The following is a 15,841-nucleotide window of genomic DNA, read 5'->3' on the forward strand; positions in this document are numbered from 1 at the left end:
CGCGTGATCAAACGCGCCATCTCCAAGTACCGGGCCAAGGGCCGCGAGATCGACCGACGCACCTATCCCGCGACACTCCACACCAGAATCTTGACCCCCGGCCCCGACGGCTAACCGAACGGCATTGCCTTTAACAGCGCGCCGTCCAATTGACGCAAACTGACTGTGCCGATTCCAACCGAACGCTACGACTAGCTTGACCTCGAGACTGCCGGACTCGAGATCGCGCGCGAGCACGAGCTGTTCGAGCGAGGCGGCGCTTGTATCAGTGCGTCGTTTGGCGAGAGTGAGAACGGCCAGCCCCAAGTGCGTGCGTTCGGCGGCCGAGAAGTCAAGCTGCTCGCGCCGCAGTCGGGAGCAGTCAGCTCCGCGCATCGTTCTCGCGTTCGAACTATCGACATTGCCGTGGGTGTGGGGCTGATCGTCCATCTCGCCGGTCCGCACGGAGCACACGAACCAGCAGCTGACGTCGGCCGAAGTGATCGCCGAGCTCGTCGAGCTCGCGAAGGAGATCGCCGCCGATGCCGGTCGCGGGCAGCGTTTCGCGCCGCCGCTGAACGACGACGAGCTGGCGTTCTTCGACGCGGTCGCGCAGAACGAGTCGGCTGTCGCGTTGCAGGGCGAAGGCATCCTCGCGGACATCGCCCGCGAACTGGTGTCGGTGATGCGGCGCGATGTGCGCACCGATTGGACCGTGCGCGACGATGTGCGGGCGAAGCTGCGCTCGTCGATCAAGCGGCTGCTGGTGAAGCACGGGTATCCGCCGGACCAGCAGCCGGAGGCGATCAGGCTCGTGATGGATCAGATGGAGCAGATGGCGCCGCGGTACTCGGTGGAGCGCAGCGGCGCTATACGGACCCGCTAACCGACGCGGTGTCCGAGCAGCAGTCCCGACTCACGGAGTACGCCAAACGGTTCTCGACACACGACACCGAACGCTGCAGCTGCGTCAGGGATCTTGATCTTCGACTTCGAATCCGGCGCCGGCACTTCGTGCGTAACGATCACATGAGCGCCAGCATGCGCCATGGCGACGAGGCGGTAGTCAGCGTTGTCAAGGAATTCTGCCTGCGCGCTCGAACGGTACGCGCGCTCCTCCGACATCGTCCACTGCGCGACGGCGCGCAGCACGGCGACATCCTTCTCGGTCTCCTCCAGCCAGAACGACGATGGCAACTCCTTCGTCCAGGCAGCCAATTCGTCGTCCTGCGCGAACAGCTCATGGCGCACCGCATCGATCGAACGCAATCCGAGTTCGTCGTGTTCGTCTGCGAGCCATCGCCAGAACCCAGGCACGAAGTCCATTCCGTAGTGCCGGTTCTTCGCCGTGATCAGGACGTTCGCATCGATGAGGAACAATTACATGCCCAACTGCTTCGCGTACTTCCCGAGCTGCTCCGCGCTCCGCAATCCCAGTAGACGGAAAGCGTCGGTGTAGCCGGTCTTTCCCTCCGCGACACCCGCGAGCACTGCTCTGGAGAACCGTTCGCCAATACGGAAGGGCTGGTTCGCATAGAAATCGCCCCCCTTGCTGGCGGTGCGAGACCGTTCAAAGGCTTCGCGAGCGCGCTGTTCCACGGCGCGGTAGAGATCGTCGAATCCCTCACGCCTCACCAGCCGCGCATCGCGGAGCTTCAGCACGATGACGAGCGTGCTGCAGAGGTATCGACCAGCCAATCGCTCAAGCTCGACGTGCACGTCGACCTCTGGCCGGAACTGTGCCTCCAGGTCTGCTTCGGGCACAAGCACTTCTGCGGCGAAGGCGTTGCACCAGCCTTCGACGCCTGCAGTCACCTCGCCGAACTCCTCATCACTCACGCCGGAGCGGCGCAGCAGTACGTGGCCGTACTCGTGCAGGAACGTGAACAACTGCCCACTCTTGGAGTCGTCGTTCGCGTTGACGAAGACGAGCGGCGCGGTCTCATCAGCAAGCGTGAAACCCCTGAACTCACGCCGGTCCAGCGGTCGGTGCGTGTCATTGCCGACCATGCTGGTGATGACGGCAAGGCCGCCTCTCTCCTCGAAGCGTCGACGCAGATGGTTACGGGCACCGTCGCGCGTCATGCCGCTGCGGCGGCGTACGTCGAAATCGAGCTCCTCCGTCGCGCGCGCGGCGACCTCGCGCACCTCGTCCTGCTCAGTGGCACCGGCAAAGCGTGCGTCGCCGAGACCGTGCTCAAGGGCGTAGTCGCGGAACCAGCCCTGGCGCTGCTGGCTGAGCTCGATGACGGCGAGGAGATCCTGGCTGGGTGTCGCGCGGTCACCAGTCACGCCGAGTCGATAGTCCGGGATCGGCAGTTCGACGACTGGTGGCTTGTCGAGGAAGAACACACCGAACGGCACATGGGCGTACTTTGCGAGCTCCTCGAGCTGCTTGATCGTCGGCTTCTTTTCGCCCGCGAGCCAGGACTCCCAAGAACCGAATTTGGACGCGTAGGCACCCGGGTCCCGACGGGATCGTTCCTGCGCCCATGCGAGCACGGCGGGGGCGACTTCGACGGTCGTGGCCAAATTTGCACCTCCTGTCCGACTCGAGTGCGTTCAGCCTAGAGTCTGCCGCCCCATTCAGCCTGTGGATGCTCGGGGCCGTGCCATTGTGCAGTAGCCTGCTGGAACCCACCCGTTCTCCTCGGAGAGCGGGTCTTCTCTTTGCCTCGACCGCGACAGTCGTGGGCGGCCGCCCGTACCCTGGAACCGTGGACCTCGACGACTTCGAAGCGCTCCGCGACCGGCACCCGGCGTGGAAGCTGCTGCGCGCGAGCAGCGCGCCGCTCGTGCTGTCGTTCCTCGGGCTGCACTTCGTCGAGGAGAACGAGGGGCCGACGCCCGCGAGCCGGCTCATCGACGCGCTCGACGACCACCTGTACGCGGTGCGGCAGCGCGATCCGGACGCGTACCCGCGGCAGCCGCAGGCCTACCTCGACGACTGGGCCGATCCAGCACGCGGCTGGCTGCGCAAGTTCTATCCGGTCGACTCCGACGAGGTGCACTACGACGCGATGCCCGCGCTCGAGAAGGCCTACCGGTGGGTCGAGGGGCTGCAGCAGCGCTCGTTCGTCGGCACCGAATCCAGGCTCCACACGCTCATCGAGCTGCTCCGCCAGATCGTGCACGGCAGCGAGGCCGACCCCGAGACGCGCATCGTCGAGCTCGAGCGTCGCCGCGCGGCGATCGACGACGAGATCGCCGCGGTGCGCGACGGCCGCGCCGAACTGCTCGACGAGACCGCGGTGCGCGATCGGTATCAGCTCTTCTCATCCACGGCGCGCGAGCTGCTCTCGGACTTCCGCGAGGTGGAGGAGAACTTCCGCGGCCTCGACCGCTCTGCCCGCGAGCGCATCGCGGGCTGGGACGGCAGCAAGGGCGCGCTCCTCGACGAGCTCGTGACCAGCCGCACCGACATCGCCGCCTCCGACCAGGGCCGCAGCTTCCAGGCGTTCTACGAGTTCCTCCTCTCCGGCGCGCGGCAGGCAGAGCTCGCCGAGCTGGTCGTCGCGGTGCAGGGGATGCCCGCGGTGCGCGCAGACCGCAGGCTTCGGTTCGTGCACCACGACTGGGCAGACGCTGCCGAGCGCACCCAGCAGACGGTGCGCAACCTCACCGAGCAGCTGCGCAGGTTCCTCGAGGACCGGGCCTGGCTCGAGAACCGCCGCGTGCTCGACCTGGTGCGCTCAGTCGAGCAGGCGGCGCTGCGCGTGCGCAGCGACCCGCCCGAGCTCGCGCTCACGATCGACGTGCCGGGCCTCACCGTCGAGCTGCCCTTCGAGCGGCCGCTGTACAGCCCGCAGCCCGAGACCCGGGTCGACAGCCTCATCGCGCCCGAGGAGGAGAGCATCGCCGACTACGACGCGCTGTTCGCGCAGCGGTTCATCGACACCGCACGGCTCGCCGACAACATCCGCGCGATCGTGCCACCGCGATCCACCGCCGAGCTCGCCGAGGTGCTCGAGCTCTACCCGGTCGAGGAGGGCGTCGCCGAGATCCTCGGCTACCTCTCCCTCACCGGCGACGAGTTCGAGGTCGAGCTGCATGACGACGAGGAGACGACCATCGATTACACGGATGCCGTCGGCACTGCGCGCCGCGCTCGCCTGCCCCGCGCGACGGTGACGCGCCGATGAGGACGCCGGAGCAGCAGGCGGTCGCGACCGCCATCGTCAAGCTCATGCAGGGCGTCGTCTACCGGGGCACCCACGAGGAGGTCTGGCGCACCCTCGAGCGCGAGCAGGCAGGCGTGCAGGATCACTTCGCCCGCATCGGGCTGCGCGCGGTCATCGATGAGATCGAAGGCTACGCCTACCTCAAGACGGTCGAACCCGAAGAGGGCGAAGAGCCGCTGCCGCGGCTCGTCAAGCGCCGCGCACTCACTTACCCCGTCAGCCTGCTGCTCCTGCTGCTGCGCAAGCGGCTGGCCGAGTTCGAGGCAGGCGGCGACGAGGGCAAGCTCGTGCTCGAGCACGAGCAGATCGTCGAGATGCTGCGCCTGTTCCTGCCCGACTCCACGAACGAGGCGCGCATCCTCCAGAACGTCGACCTCACGATCGGGCACGTGGTGAAGCTGGGCTTCCTCGCCGAGCTGCGCGGGCAGCGCAGGGCATGGGAGGTGCGGCGGATCCTGAAGGCGTACGTCGACGCCGAGACGATGTCGGACTTCGAGGGAAAGCTCACCGAGTACGCGAACAGCCGTGAGGAGCACCCGGCCCATGACTGACACCCTCTTCTCCGCCCTCGAGCTGGACGCATCCGCCGCACTGCGCACCGGGTACCGGCTGCACGCGCTCGAGGTCTACAACTGGGGCACGTTCGACCGTCGGGTCTGGGAGCTCGGCCCCGCGGGCACCACCTCGCTGCTCACCGGCGACATCGGCAGCGGCAAGTCGACGCTCGTCGACGCGCTCACGACGCTGCTGCTGCCTGCGCACAAGATCTCGTACAACAAGGCCGCGGGCGCGGCGACCAAGGAGCGCACCCTCCGCAGCTACGTCGAGGGGCACCACCGCTCCGAGCGCAACGAGGCGACCGGCGCATCCCGCCCGGTGGGCCTGCGCGACCACACGTCGTACTCGGTCATCCTGGGCGTCTTCGCCAACGAGGGCTACGGCGAGACGGTCACGATCGCGCAGGTGTTCCACCAGAAGGATCGCGCGGGCCAGCCTGAGCGCTTCTACGTCGTCGCCGGCGAGCGGCTGAGCATCGCCGACGACTTCAGCGACTTCGGCAGCGAGCTGAAGACGCTGCGCGCACGCCTGCGCTCGCGGGGCGCCGAGATCGACACGACCTTCCCCGACTACGCGCGCCGCATGCGCAGGCTGCTGGGCATCACCTCCGAGCAGGCGATGGAGCTCTTCCACCAGACCGTCTCGATGAAGTCGGTCGGCAACCTCAACGACTTCGTGCGCAGCCACATGCTCGAACCGGCGGATGCGTCGACCAGGGTCACGACGATCGTCGACCACTTCGAGAACCTCACGAAGGCGCACGAGGCCGTGCAGCGCGCCACGGAGCAGCTCACGCTGCTCGACCCGATCGTCTCGGCAGCCGACAAGTTCGAGGCGGCCACTGCCCGGCGGGCGGCGCACGAGGCCGAGCGCGGCGGGCTCACGCTCTACTTCACGGAGCGCACGCTCGAGGTGCTGGGCGACGCACAGGAACGCGGTCGCGCCGAGCACGCGCAGGCGGAGGAGCGCAGTTCGGCGCTCGAGCGGCGCAGAACCGAGCTCGCGCTCGAGCGCGACGCGCTGCAGGCAGAGCGGCTCGACGCCGGTGGCGATCGGCTGACCCGCATCGACGCCGACATCCCGGAGGCCGAGGAGCGCCTGCGCTCACGCACCGAGCGTCGCGCCCGGTTCACCGGCCACCTCGAAGCCGTCGGGCTCGAGCCGGTCGGGTCGGAGGAGGCCTTCCGCGCACGGCTCGAGGAAGCACGGGCGGCCCAGCCCCGCGCCGAGGCCGAGCGCGCTCGCCTGTCGACGGAACGGCATCCGCTCGTCTTCGAACGCGGCGCAGACGCGCAGCGGGAGCGCGAGATCGAGGCGGAGATCGCCAGCCTCGAGTCGCGCCGCAACAACCTGCCCAGCGCACTCGTCGACGTGCGCGCCGCACTCTGCCAAGCGCTGGGCGTCAGCGAGGACGCACTGCCGTTCGTCGGCGAGCTCGTCGACGTGCGCGCCGAGCATGCCGAGTGGCGCGGCGCCGCAGAGCGCGTGCTGCGGCCCTTCGCCCTCAGCCTGCTCGTGCCGCAGGCGCAGTACGCGGACGTCTCGACCTGGGTGAACGCACGGCACCTGAACGCCAGGCTGGTCTACTACCGCGTGCCGGAGCGGCAGGTGCGTGCGACGCCGATCGCATCGAGCGGCGGCCTGCGCCTCGTCGACGTGCTCGAGATCGAACCGGGCCCGCTCGCCGAGTACCTCACTGCCGAGCTCGCGCGGCGCGCGGAGCACAAGCTGGTCGCGAACGCGTCGGAGCTTGCGCGGGAGGACCGCGCCGTCACCCGCGAGGGGCTGGTGCGTGACCGGGACCGCCACGAGAAGGACGACCGGCACCGGGTCTCGGACGCCAGGCGCTGGGTGCTGGGGCGCTCGAACGAGCAGCAGATCCGGGCGCTCGGCGTCGAGCGCGACGGGCTGCTGGAGCGCATCGCCGCCGTCGATGAGCGGCTCGCCGCCATCGACCGTCGCGAGCGCGAGCTGGCAGCACTGCTCGAGGCGCTCGTGCGGATCGAGGAGAGCGGATCGTGGGCTGAGCTCGACCGCGAGACGGCAGCGGCGGCCCTCGCCGAGCTGCGGGGCGAACGGGAGCGGATCCTGGCGGGCTCCTCGCGGCTGCAGGAGATCGACCGACGGCTCGAGCAGCTCGCGGGCGAACGGGCGACGGTCGATGCCGAGCACGGCACTGCGGTGAAGGCGCTCGGCCGCATCGAGTCGGAGCTCGAGCGGCTGGAGGCCCGGCGCAGCCGCGAGGAGGACGCGCTCGCGGCGGTGCCCGATGCCGAGCTCGCGTTCGCCCGCGAGCGATACCCCGCGATCGCCACGCGAGTGGGCAAGCGCTCCGCGAGTGCCGCGGACGAGCTCGACGCGCTCAGAGCGAGCCTCACCGGCGAGCTCACCAAGGAGATCGAGGCCGCGCAGCGCGAGGCCGCCGGCTACACGACGGCGCTGCTGCACCAGATGGGCGAGGTGCTGCGGCGCTGGCCCGAGCTCGCGCAGGAGACGGACGCGAGCATCGCCGCGATCGGCGAGTTCCGCCGCATCCACGAACGGGTCAAGACGGATGACCTGCCCCGGTTCGAGGCGGAGTTCAAGCGGCAACTCGATACCGAGGCGATCAGGGATCTCGCCGGCTTCAACCACTGGCTCAGCCGGCAGGCCGAGGAGATCCGCGAGCGGGTGCACACGATCAACGAGGCGCTCAGCGCGATCGACTACAACCCGGGTCGCATCATCGAGCTCGTCGCCGAGCCGACCCCGAACACGGAGATCCGCGAGTTCCGCGCCGAGCTGCGGGCTGCGACCAGCGATCTGATCGGCGACGTCGACGATGACGGGCAGCGGTTCGAGCGGGTGCGGAGCCTGATCAGCCGCTTCCGCGGGCGCGAGGGATCGAGCGACGGCGACCGCGCATGGACGGCGCGCGTGACCGACGTGCGCAACTGGTACACCTTCGCCGCCTCCGAGCGCGACAGGGAGACCGGCCGCGAGCACGAGCACTACACCGACTCCGACGGGAAGTCGGGCGGGCAGAAGGAGAAGCTCGCCTACACGATCCTCGCCGCCTCGCTCGCCTACCAGTTCGGGCTCGAGTGGGGGGTCGAGAAGTCGAAGGACTTCCGCTTCGCGGTGATCGACGAGGCCTTCGGCCGCGGCTCCGACCAGTCGACGCGGTATGCCCTCGAGCTGTTCGCGAAGCTCGGGCTGCAGCTGCTGATCGTGACGCCGCTGCAGAAGGTGCACGTCATCGAGCCGTACGTGCACTCGATAGGGTTCGTCGACAATCCGGAGGGCGCCGCCTCGCGAGTGCACACGCTCACCGTCGAGGAGTTCCGCGAGCGCCGGGAGGCAGAGCGGTGACTCGGCCTGCCGGCCCCTCGGGCTGGACCGCACCGGCGGATGTCGCCGCGCGGGTGCGCAAGCGATGGGCGAGCGGTGCGCTGCTGCGCCGGCGCGCCACCGGCGAGCCCTTCGAGCCCATCGACGTGCCGCTGCGAGGGCCGAGCAGCGCCGACCTGGCAGAGCGGCTCGACGCGGCGCGGCAGTGGGCGGCCGCGATCGAGCGGGCCGCCGAGGGCGGTCGCGCATTCCGGATCGAGATGGTCTCGATCGGCGGTCGGCACCTCGGTCGCAGCGCGCTGCCCGGCAGGGTGGTGGTCGACACGTTCGAGCAGGCCGTGCGGCTGCTCGGTGTCGGCGGGCGCGATGGCGCGGTCACGACGTTCGACGAGCTGTTGCGCATCTCGGCCACGACGCCGGCAGCCCGCGAGTGGGTGCTCGCGAACCCGCTGCGCGCGGTGGAGCTCGCCGCCGAATGGCCGGCGATCCTCGCCGCGCGAGACTGGCTCGACTGGCATCGCGGCAGCGGCCGCTATCTGCGCGAGATCGACGCCCCTGGGGTCGACACGAAGCTCGTCGAGCGGCACCGGTCCGTGCTCGCCAGACTGCTGGGCGTCAGCACCGGCGCGAGCGGCTTCCTCGCCGAGCTCGGGCTGGCGGCCAAGCCCGGGTCTGTGCGGCTGCGCTTCGACCCGCGTGTGCTCGGGATGCCTGCAGGCGTCACGGAGGCGACGCTGCGGGTGTCCGAGCTCGCCGCCCTGCGGCCACAGGTGCGCCGGGCGGTGATCATCGAGAACGAGGTGAGCTACCTGAGCGCGCCGATCCCCGACGGCGGCGTGGTCGTGTGGGGCCGCGGCTACGACGCCGGCTCGCCGACCGCCCTCGATTGGCTCCAGGAGGCCGCCGCAGGCGGCGTGGTCGACTACTGGGGCGATCTGGACACACACGGGTTCGCCATCCTCAACCGGGTGCGCGGCCACCTCCCGGGTGTGCGCTCCGTGCTCATGGATCGCGAGACGCTCCTCGCGCACGAGTCGCGCTGGGGCACCGAGCCGACCCCGACGAACGCGTCCCTGCCCCGCCTGAGCGCCGCCGAGCGCGAGCTGTACGAGGATCTGGTCACCGCCCGGTATGCACAGGCACTGCGGCTGGAGCAGGAGCGCCTCGACTGGAGACATGTCGTGCGACAACTCGGCGCATAGTCGCTGGCTGCGACGACACCTGGCCGCCCGAGCGCGCGAACTCAAGCGATCCCTGCACTGCACTCTCTGTCGGTGGTGCCCCATATCTTGACTGGCCAGCGAACTAGGACAAGGAGAGAACGTGCATGACGAGAACAAGGATCTCGCGCCGTTACGTGGAGCGATCGAGGCTGCCGAGGCCGGGCCCGGCGCACTCGTGGATCGCGTGTCGACGCTGGTCGAGCAGACCCGAGGCATCGTCGCGATGCAGACGAACTCTGCGTTGACGCTGATGAACTGGCACATCGGTCACATGATCGACGTAGAGGTCCTGAAGCAGAAGCGAGCGGCCTACGACCAAGAGATTGTTGCCACTCTGTCGCAACAATTGACTGGACGATTCGGCCGAGGGTTCGATCGAACGAACCTGACGCGGATGGTGCGGTTTACGCAGCAGTTCCCCGACCTCGACTCTGTTGCGACGCTGTCGCAACAATTGAGCTGGTCGCACCTCAAGGAGATCCTGCCGGTCCGCACGACTGAAGCACGCGCTTTCTACATCGACCAAGCGGTGTCGGGAGGCCTGAGCGTTCGAGCGCTGCGCGACCTCATTGGACGGCAAGGATTCGAGCGCAAGGAGATCGCCAACGCGCAAACGCCTGGCGGCTCGATGGTTCCGACCGATAGTTTCCGCGATCCGTACTTGCTCGACTTTCTCGGCCTCAAGGACACCTACGCCGAACGCGATCTGGAAGAAGCGATCGTTCGCGACCTGGAGTCGTTCCTGCTCGAAGTCGGCAACGGGTGGACCTTCGTCGCTCGCCAGAAGCGCATGACGATCGACAACGAAGACTTCTACCTTGACTTGCTCTTCTACTCGCGACCCCTGCACCGACTCATCGCCGTCGAGCTGAAGGTCGGTCGATTCAAGGCGGCGCACGAGGGGCAGATAAAGCTCTACCTGAAATGGCTCGATCGGTACGAGCGTCGGCCGGACGAGGAGCCGCCCATCGGCCTGATTCTCTGCACCGAGGCCAGTCGTGAGCAGATCGAGCTCCTGGAGATGCACAAGGAAGGGATCGCTGTCGCTGAATACTGGACGGCACTCCCACCCAAAGCAGAGCTCCAGCAGCGGATCACGGAGATCTACCGAGCGGCGCAGGAGCGCATCGCGCGGCGGCAATGATCGGGCGGGACCCGCTGGCGAACTGCGTACGGCATCCGTAGCCTGGCGACATGCAGAAGATCTCGATCGAGGCCCTCGCGCGCCAGCAGCTGGGCTCTGCCGCCCTCGCGAGCAGCGGTCGCGCGGCCGACACCGTCTTCGGCGGTCACGAGAAGGTGCTGCGGCAGACCGTCATCGGCATGACCGAGGGCACCGTGCTGAACGAGCACGAGAACCCCGGCGAGGCCACCATCTACGTGCTGCGCGGGCGGGTGCGGCTCTCGACCGCCGATGCCTCATGGCAGGCACGCCAGGGCGATCTGCTGATCGTGCCCGACGCCCGGCACGACCTCGTCGCCGAGGAAGATGCGGCGATCCTGCTCACGGTCGCGAAGCTGCGCTGATGACCGAGCAACCCTCGGCTGAGGAGAGCATCGCAATAGCGCGCAGGCAGCAGCTCGTGCTGCGGGTGGCCGCAACGCTGCTTGCGCACCACGAGGTGGACCTGCTCGCGCGCAGGCACAGCGCGCTGAGCGCCGATGAGCTGCGGCGTGAGCTCGACGCCGCGGGCGAGACGCTCGTCGCGATGCCGAACGATGCCTGGCAGCAGTTCGCGAGCCAGCTGGAGCTGCATCCGGTGCCCGACGCGGATCCGCCGGCGCTCCAAGCCTGGGTGCCGCTGTGGACGGCACACGGGCCCGCAGGGCGCAGCGCGCTGGTGCGGCTGACGCTCGAGCCGGGCGACGACCTCGAGCACTACGAGGTCATCGGGTTCGCGGCGGCACCCCCGCCACCCGCCGAGCACTGAGCGGGGCCGTCAGCCCTCGAGGATGCCGTCCGGATCGGCCACGCGCACGTCGTGCCCGTCGCGCCGCAGGCGCCGCACTCCCTCCCGCAGCATCCGCCGCCCGACGTCGTTGGCGGAGGAGACACGAGACAGGTCGACCAGCACGGGCGCGGCATCCTCCGGCACCCGCTCCAGCTCGCGGAGCGCCACCTCAGCCGCCGCGAAGTGCATGACGCCCTGCAGGTTGACCTCACGCATCCGATCGCCATCATCGTCGGGATCGACCACGCCGTGGAGCACGTGCGAAGCGAGCTCCGGCGCCTGCATCAGGTGCAGGCCCATGTCGCGCGAGAGCCGCTCGCAGGCGCGCACGCCGCGCACGCTGTTGCCGAACTCGTCGAGCCGCGGCGAGAACACGCCGATGCCCAGCTGACCGGGCAACGAGCCGAGCACGCCGCCCGAGACGCCGCTCTTGGCGGGGATGCCGACCTGCGTCATCCAGTCGCCGGCCGCGTCGTACATGCCGCACGTCGCCATCACGCTCAGCACCTGCCGGCACACCCACGCCGGCACCACCTGCTCGCCGGTGAGCGGGTTGCGGCCGCTGGAGGCGAGCGTCATCGCCATCACCGCCAGGTCGCGCACATCGACGAGCACCGAGCACTGGCGCGTGTAGCCGTCGACGGCGTCGTGCGGCTCATCCTGCAGGTGTCCGTTCGCCCGCACCATGTAGGCGAGCGCCATGTTGCGGTCAGCCGTCTCGCGCTCGGAGTCGTAGACCTGCTCGTCGACCTCGAGCGCGCGCCCGGCGAAGGCCGAGAGCCCCTCGATCACTCGCCGGGTGCTCTCGGCGGCGCTCGCCTCGGGCGGCCCCACCAGCGCGTGCGTCGTGATCGCACCGATGTTGATCATCGGGTTGCGCGGCCGCCCGCTGTCCTCGAGCGAGATCTCGTTGAAGGCATCGCCCGAGGGCTCCACCCCCACGTGCTCGAGCACCTCGTCGAGCCCGCGGTCGGCGAGCGCCAGCGCGTACGCGAAGGGCTTCGACAGTGACTGGATCGTGAAGCGGTGCTCGGCGTCGCCGACCGCGTACACGGTGCCGTCGATCGTGCAGATCGCGATGCCGAAGCGGTCGGGCTCGGCCGCGGCGAGCTCGGGGATGTAGTCGGCGAGCTTCCCCTCGTCGCCGTCGGCGATGCACGTCTCGCGCACCTCGTCCAGGTAGTCGGGCACGGGTGAGCGCATGGCCCGAGCGTATGCCAGATGGGCTGAGCGGCCGTGGCGGTCACCGCTGCGTCGGCCGTGCGTGGTTCGATCGGATGCGTGGAGGCAGGCAAGCGGGCACGCCCGGCACCGACGGCGCCGGGTCCGGGCGCCAGGCGGCGCGAGTCGCAGGCGATCCTCGCGGCGTGGGCCTGCTTCGCCGCCGGCCTCGCCTTCGGGCTGGTGGCGCTGGCGGGCGGACCCCGACCGATCGCCGGCGACCTCGGCGAGCCGACGGTCACGGTGCCGGCCGCCGGCATCGCCGCGCTCATCGCGGCGACCGCGTTCGTGCTCAGCACGCTGCTGCACCGCCGCCACGAGACCGCACCGATGCCGCCGTGGCAGCGCGCCGTCTCCCACGTCTCGACCGTCGCCCTCACGCTCGCCTTCGCCGCCGTCACCGCGATGGCGGTGCTCACCGGAGGCGAGATCCTGGCGCTGGGCCTGCAGGGCCTCCAGGCGCCGGCGGTCGGCGGCGCGCTGCTGACGGCGATCGCGAGCTCGGCCGGCGGCTGGCTCGCCTTCCAGGCCGGCATCCAGCTGCGCACCCGCGACCTGGCCAACCTGCTGTTCGCCTTCCTGACCATCGGCACGGTCTTCGCGATGATCACCGCCGCCGACCCGCGCTGGTGGGAGCTGCACTTCTCCCGCCTCGGTGCCGGCGAGGGCGCCTGGGCGTTCAACGGCACCGTGATCGTCGCCGGCCTGCTGGTGGCGACGATCGGCTCCTACATCGGCCGCGACCTGCACCGCTGGCTGGGCGACGAGCGGCTGCGCGGCATCGGCGCGGTGGTGATCCTGTTCGCGCTCACCGGGCTCGCGCTCGCCGGCGTGGGGCTGTTCCCACTCAGCGACGGCCCCGGCGACGGCCCGCTGAGCGCGGGCCGGCTGCCGCACGACATCGCCGCCTTCGGCACGCTCGGGCTGTTCGCGGTGACGGCGGTCACGGTCACGCTCGTCATGCCGGGCCCGCCGCGCGCGATGCTGCTCACCACCGTCGGCGCCGGCGCCGCGATGATCGCCAACCTGCTGCTGTGGCGGCCGGGCGAGGTCTACGGCAGCGCGGGCCTCGAGGCGATCGCCGTCGGCATCATCTTCGTCTGGATGACCACGCTCGTGCGCACCCTAAGCGCCTGCGCGCCGGACGCATCCCGCCCCTCGGCCCGGCCGACGCTGCTGCCTCGTGCGAAGGCGGATGCGTGAGCGCGGCACCGCGCAAGACGGTCGTCGGGCGCACGGCGGGTGCGCCCGAGCACGCGGGCGAGCGCTGCGTCGGGCGCGCGGCCGGCACCCGCGAGCGCGCCGAGCTGCACGCCGTCATCGCCGCGGCCGTCGCGGCCGTGGCCGCGTTCGGCATCGCGCTGGCGGTGCTGCAGGGTGGCACGCACCCGATCGGCGGCGCCGGCTCGGTCGCGCGCGTAGCGGCATTCACGACCGGGTTCGCCGCAGCGGCCTCGTTCACGGTCGCGAACCTGCGCTCCGACGTGCCGCTGCCGACGCTCAGCAGGCGGCTGCGGCGCACGGTGCGGGTGACGGCGGTCATCGCGATCGCGCTCGTGACCTTCGGCCTCGGCTACCTCGGGGCGCTCTCGGCGGGCGAGATCTTCCAGGCGGGCTTCGTCGGGCTCGAGCTCGACGGCTTCGCGGGCGCCCTCGCGTGCGGCATCGCGAGCGGCGCGGCCGCCTACCTCGCGCATCCGCTCGGCGACGACATCTCGACGCGCACGCTCGGCACCCTCGTGCCGACCTTCCTGGTCGTGGGCGTGCTCTTCTCGATGCTCACCGCCTCCAACGAGCAGTGGTGGCAGCTGCACTTCTCCGAGCTCGGGGCGGGCGGCGGCATCTCGGGCTTCGCGTTCAACATCACGCTCGTGCTCTCGGGTGTGCTGGTGGCGACGATGGGCGGCTACGTGCGCGGCGACCTCGATCGCGTCACCGGGCGCGCCGAGCGGGGCGGCACCGAGTGGGTGGGGCGGCTGCTGGCGCTGATCGGGGCATGCATGGCGCTCACCGGGCTCGTGCGGGTCGACGTCGCGGAATGGCTGCACATCGCCTTCGCCTCCGGCATGGTCGTGGTGTTCGCGGCGCTCTGCGTCGGCCTGCCGCGGTTCGCGCCGATGCTGCCCCGTGCCATTCACGTGGTCTCGCTCGCGATGGTGCTCGGCACCGGCGTCGCACTCGTGCTGTGGGTGCCGGTCGGCTACTACAACTTCACCGGCTTCGAGTTCGCCGCCTGCGGCCTGATCCTCGTCTGGCTGAGCGTGTTCGTCCGCGCGATCGGGGCTGCGGCGGCAGACCGGGCGGATGCGTCGGCACGACTCGGTGCCCCCGGGTCGACATCCGGCGCACAACGCGGCACAGTGGTGCCATGACAAGTCACGATGCCGAACCGGAAGAGGTCGAGACCCCTCCGGACACGCCTGAGGGCAGCGAGACGCCGGAGGAGGCGCAGCGGCGCAAGTTCCGCGAGGCCCTCGAGAAGAAGAAGCAGGGCCACCACGGCCAGGGCATGGCCGACCAGGGCGGCGTGCAGGGCGCGCACACCGGTCCCGCTGTGCAGAAGCGGGTGCACCGCCGCAAGAGCGGCTGAGCCGGCCCGGCAGCCTCCCGACTGCACGCGACCCGGCGGATGCGTCGGGTCGCGTCGTCGTGCGCGCTCAGTCGGTGGTGGCCAGGTAGGCCAGCTGCGCGGCCATCGACGCCTCGGCGGCGAAGCGGATCGACGCGTCCACGTCGGGGTAGACGCGGTCGGTGACCTCGGCGACCTTGGCATCAGCAGCCGTCGTGCCCAACGCCGCGAGCGCCTCCCGCACCTCGCCGAGGCGCTCCTTGCGGTGCGCGCGGTACTCGCGTGCCGCCTCGGCGATCGACGCGCGCGGCTCGCCGTGGCCGGGCAGCACCTCGAGCTCGCCGAGCGCCTCGAGCTTGTCGAGGCTCGCGAGGAAGGCGCCCACCGAGCCGTCCGGGTGCGTGATCACGGTCGAGCCGCGGCCCAGGATGGTGTCGCCGGTCAGCACCGCGCGGCCGGGCACGACGATGCAGATCGAGTCGGAGGTGTGGCCGGGGGTGGCAAGGATCTGCAGCTCGACGTCGTCGACCGGGATCCACTCGCCGTCGATCAGCGGCTCGCCGCCGAGGCACTGCTCGGGGTCGAGGCCGCGCAGCTCGGCGCCGACCGAGCGCGCGAGCTCCGCGGCGGCCTCCGTGTGGTCGGTGTGGCGATGGGTGACCAGGATGAGCCGCGGCGCGAGCGCCACCAGCCGCTCGACGTGCTCGGCATCGGCCGGGCCCGGGTCGACGACGACCTGACCACCCCCCAGCACGTAGGTGTTCGTGCCGTCGAGGGTCATCGGGCCAGGGTTGGGCGCGAGGATGCGCTCGATGTCGACCATGCCCC

14 protein-coding genes and 1 pseudogene are annotated in these 15,841 nt (G+C 70.2%); 11 read left to right on the forward strand and 4 right to left on the reverse strand.

The features are described from left to right. Positions 1-448: 448 nt before the first annotated feature. Positions 449-865, forward strand: a pseudogene (locus tag J1M46_RS10975) (type I restriction enzyme endonuclease domain-containing protein); the annotation flags it as partial. Here the strand turns inward: J1M46_RS10975 and J1M46_RS10980 are convergent. Together J1M46_RS10980 and J1M46_RS10985 are read right to left on the reverse strand one after the other, a co-directional pair. Then, positions 862-1,359: a DUF4411 family protein gene (locus J1M46_RS10980; RefSeq protein ID WP_206447837.1), complete on the reverse strand. Its 498-nt coding sequence runs from the start codon at positions 1,357-1,359 to the stop codon at positions 862-864. The pseudogene J1M46_RS10975 and the gene J1M46_RS10980 sit on opposite strands and share 4 nt — an antisense overlap. Next, the gene (locus J1M46_RS10985; protein ID WP_206447838.1) at positions 1,360-2,511 is read right to left on the reverse strand and encodes an ImmA/IrrE family metallo-endopeptidase; all 1,152 of its coding nucleotides are present in this window, start codon (positions 2,509-2,511) and stop codon (positions 1,360-1,362) included. 185 nt (positions 2,512-2,696) lie between these two features. Here J1M46_RS10985 and J1M46_RS10990 point away from each other — a divergent pair, with 185 nt between their 5' ends. The 7 genes from J1M46_RS10990 (at position 2,697) to J1M46_RS11020 (ending at position 11,202) form a co-directional block, all read left to right on the forward strand. Continuing rightward, positions 2,697-4,121 (forward strand): DUF3375 family protein, encoded by a 1,425-nt coding sequence (locus J1M46_RS10990; protein ID WP_206447839.1) that lies wholly within the window; start codon positions 2,697-2,699, stop codon positions 4,119-4,121. Next, the gene (locus tag J1M46_RS10995; RefSeq protein WP_206447840.1) at positions 4,118-4,711 is read left to right on the forward strand and encodes a DUF4194 domain-containing protein; all 594 of its coding nucleotides are present in this window, start codon (positions 4,118-4,120) and stop codon (positions 4,709-4,711) included. The genes J1M46_RS10990 and J1M46_RS10995 overlap by 4 nt, the downstream gene beginning before the upstream one ends. Continuing rightward, positions 4,704-8,069: an ATP-binding protein gene (locus J1M46_RS11000; RefSeq protein WP_206447841.1), complete on the forward strand. Its 3,366-nt coding sequence runs from the start codon at positions 4,704-4,706 to the stop codon at positions 8,067-8,069. Before J1M46_RS10995 ends, J1M46_RS11000 begins: the two co-directional genes overlap by 8 nt. Beyond that, complete coding sequence (locus J1M46_RS15840) at positions 8,066-9,250, forward strand: Wadjet anti-phage system protein JetD domain-containing protein (RefSeq protein WP_206447842.1); 1,185 nt, start codon at positions 8,066-8,068, stop codon at positions 9,248-9,250. Before J1M46_RS11000 ends, J1M46_RS15840 begins: the two co-directional genes overlap by 4 nt. A 121-nt stretch (positions 9,251-9,371) precedes the next feature. Further along, positions 9,372-10,415, forward strand: a complete 1,044-nt coding sequence (locus J1M46_RS11010; RefSeq protein WP_342384357.1) for a PDDEXK nuclease domain-containing protein — start codon at positions 9,372-9,374, stop codon at positions 10,413-10,415. Positions 10,416-10,465: 50 nt separating this feature from the next. Next, positions 10,466-10,798: a cupin domain-containing protein gene (locus J1M46_RS11015; RefSeq protein ID WP_206447843.1), complete on the forward strand. Its 333-nt coding sequence runs from the start codon at positions 10,466-10,468 to the stop codon at positions 10,796-10,798. Further along, positions 10,798-11,202: a DUF7668 domain-containing protein gene (locus J1M46_RS11020; protein ID WP_206447844.1), complete on the forward strand. Its 405-nt coding sequence runs from the start codon at positions 10,798-10,800 to the stop codon at positions 11,200-11,202. Before J1M46_RS11015 ends, J1M46_RS11020 begins: the two co-directional genes overlap by 1 nt. A gap of 9 nt (positions 11,203-11,211) precedes the next feature. Here the strand turns inward: J1M46_RS11020 and J1M46_RS11025 are convergent, their stop codons facing one another. Then, positions 11,212-12,426, reverse strand: coding sequence for a glutaminase (locus J1M46_RS11025; protein ID WP_206447845.1), 1,215 nt, complete (start codon positions 12,424-12,426; stop codon positions 11,212-11,214). Between the two features lie 78 nt (positions 12,427-12,504). Here J1M46_RS11025 and J1M46_RS11030 point away from each other — a divergent pair, with 78 nt between their 5' ends. From J1M46_RS11030 to J1M46_RS11040, 3 genes are read left to right on the forward strand one after another with little or no spacing between them, the layout of a single operon-like run. After that, positions 12,505-13,647, forward strand: coding sequence for a DUF998 domain-containing protein (locus tag J1M46_RS11030; RefSeq protein WP_342384358.1), 1,143 nt, complete (start codon positions 12,505-12,507; stop codon positions 13,645-13,647). Further along, complete coding sequence (locus J1M46_RS15845) at positions 13,644-14,816, forward strand: DUF998 domain-containing protein (protein WP_206447846.1); 1,173 nt, start codon at positions 13,644-13,646, stop codon at positions 14,814-14,816. Before J1M46_RS11030 ends, J1M46_RS15845 begins: the two co-directional genes overlap by 4 nt. Beyond that, positions 14,813-15,034, forward strand: coding sequence for a DUF5302 domain-containing protein (locus J1M46_RS11040; protein WP_206447847.1), 222 nt, complete (start codon positions 14,813-14,815; stop codon positions 15,032-15,034). The genes J1M46_RS15845 and J1M46_RS11040 overlap by 4 nt, the downstream gene beginning before the upstream one ends. A gap of 67 nt (positions 15,035-15,101) precedes the next feature. Here the strand turns inward: J1M46_RS11040 and J1M46_RS11045 are convergent, their stop codons facing one another. Continuing rightward, a complete protein-coding gene (locus J1M46_RS11045) occupies positions 15,102-15,836 on the reverse strand; it encodes an MBL fold metallo-hydrolase (RefSeq protein WP_206447848.1) in 735 nt (244 codons plus the stop codon). Positions 15,837-15,841: the final 5 nt, after the last annotated feature.

Origin of the sequence: Agrococcus sp. KRD186 (assembly GCF_017168255.1) — a bacterium.
Lineage (GTDB): Bacteria > Actinomycetota > Actinomycetes > Actinomycetales > Microbacteriaceae > Agrococcus.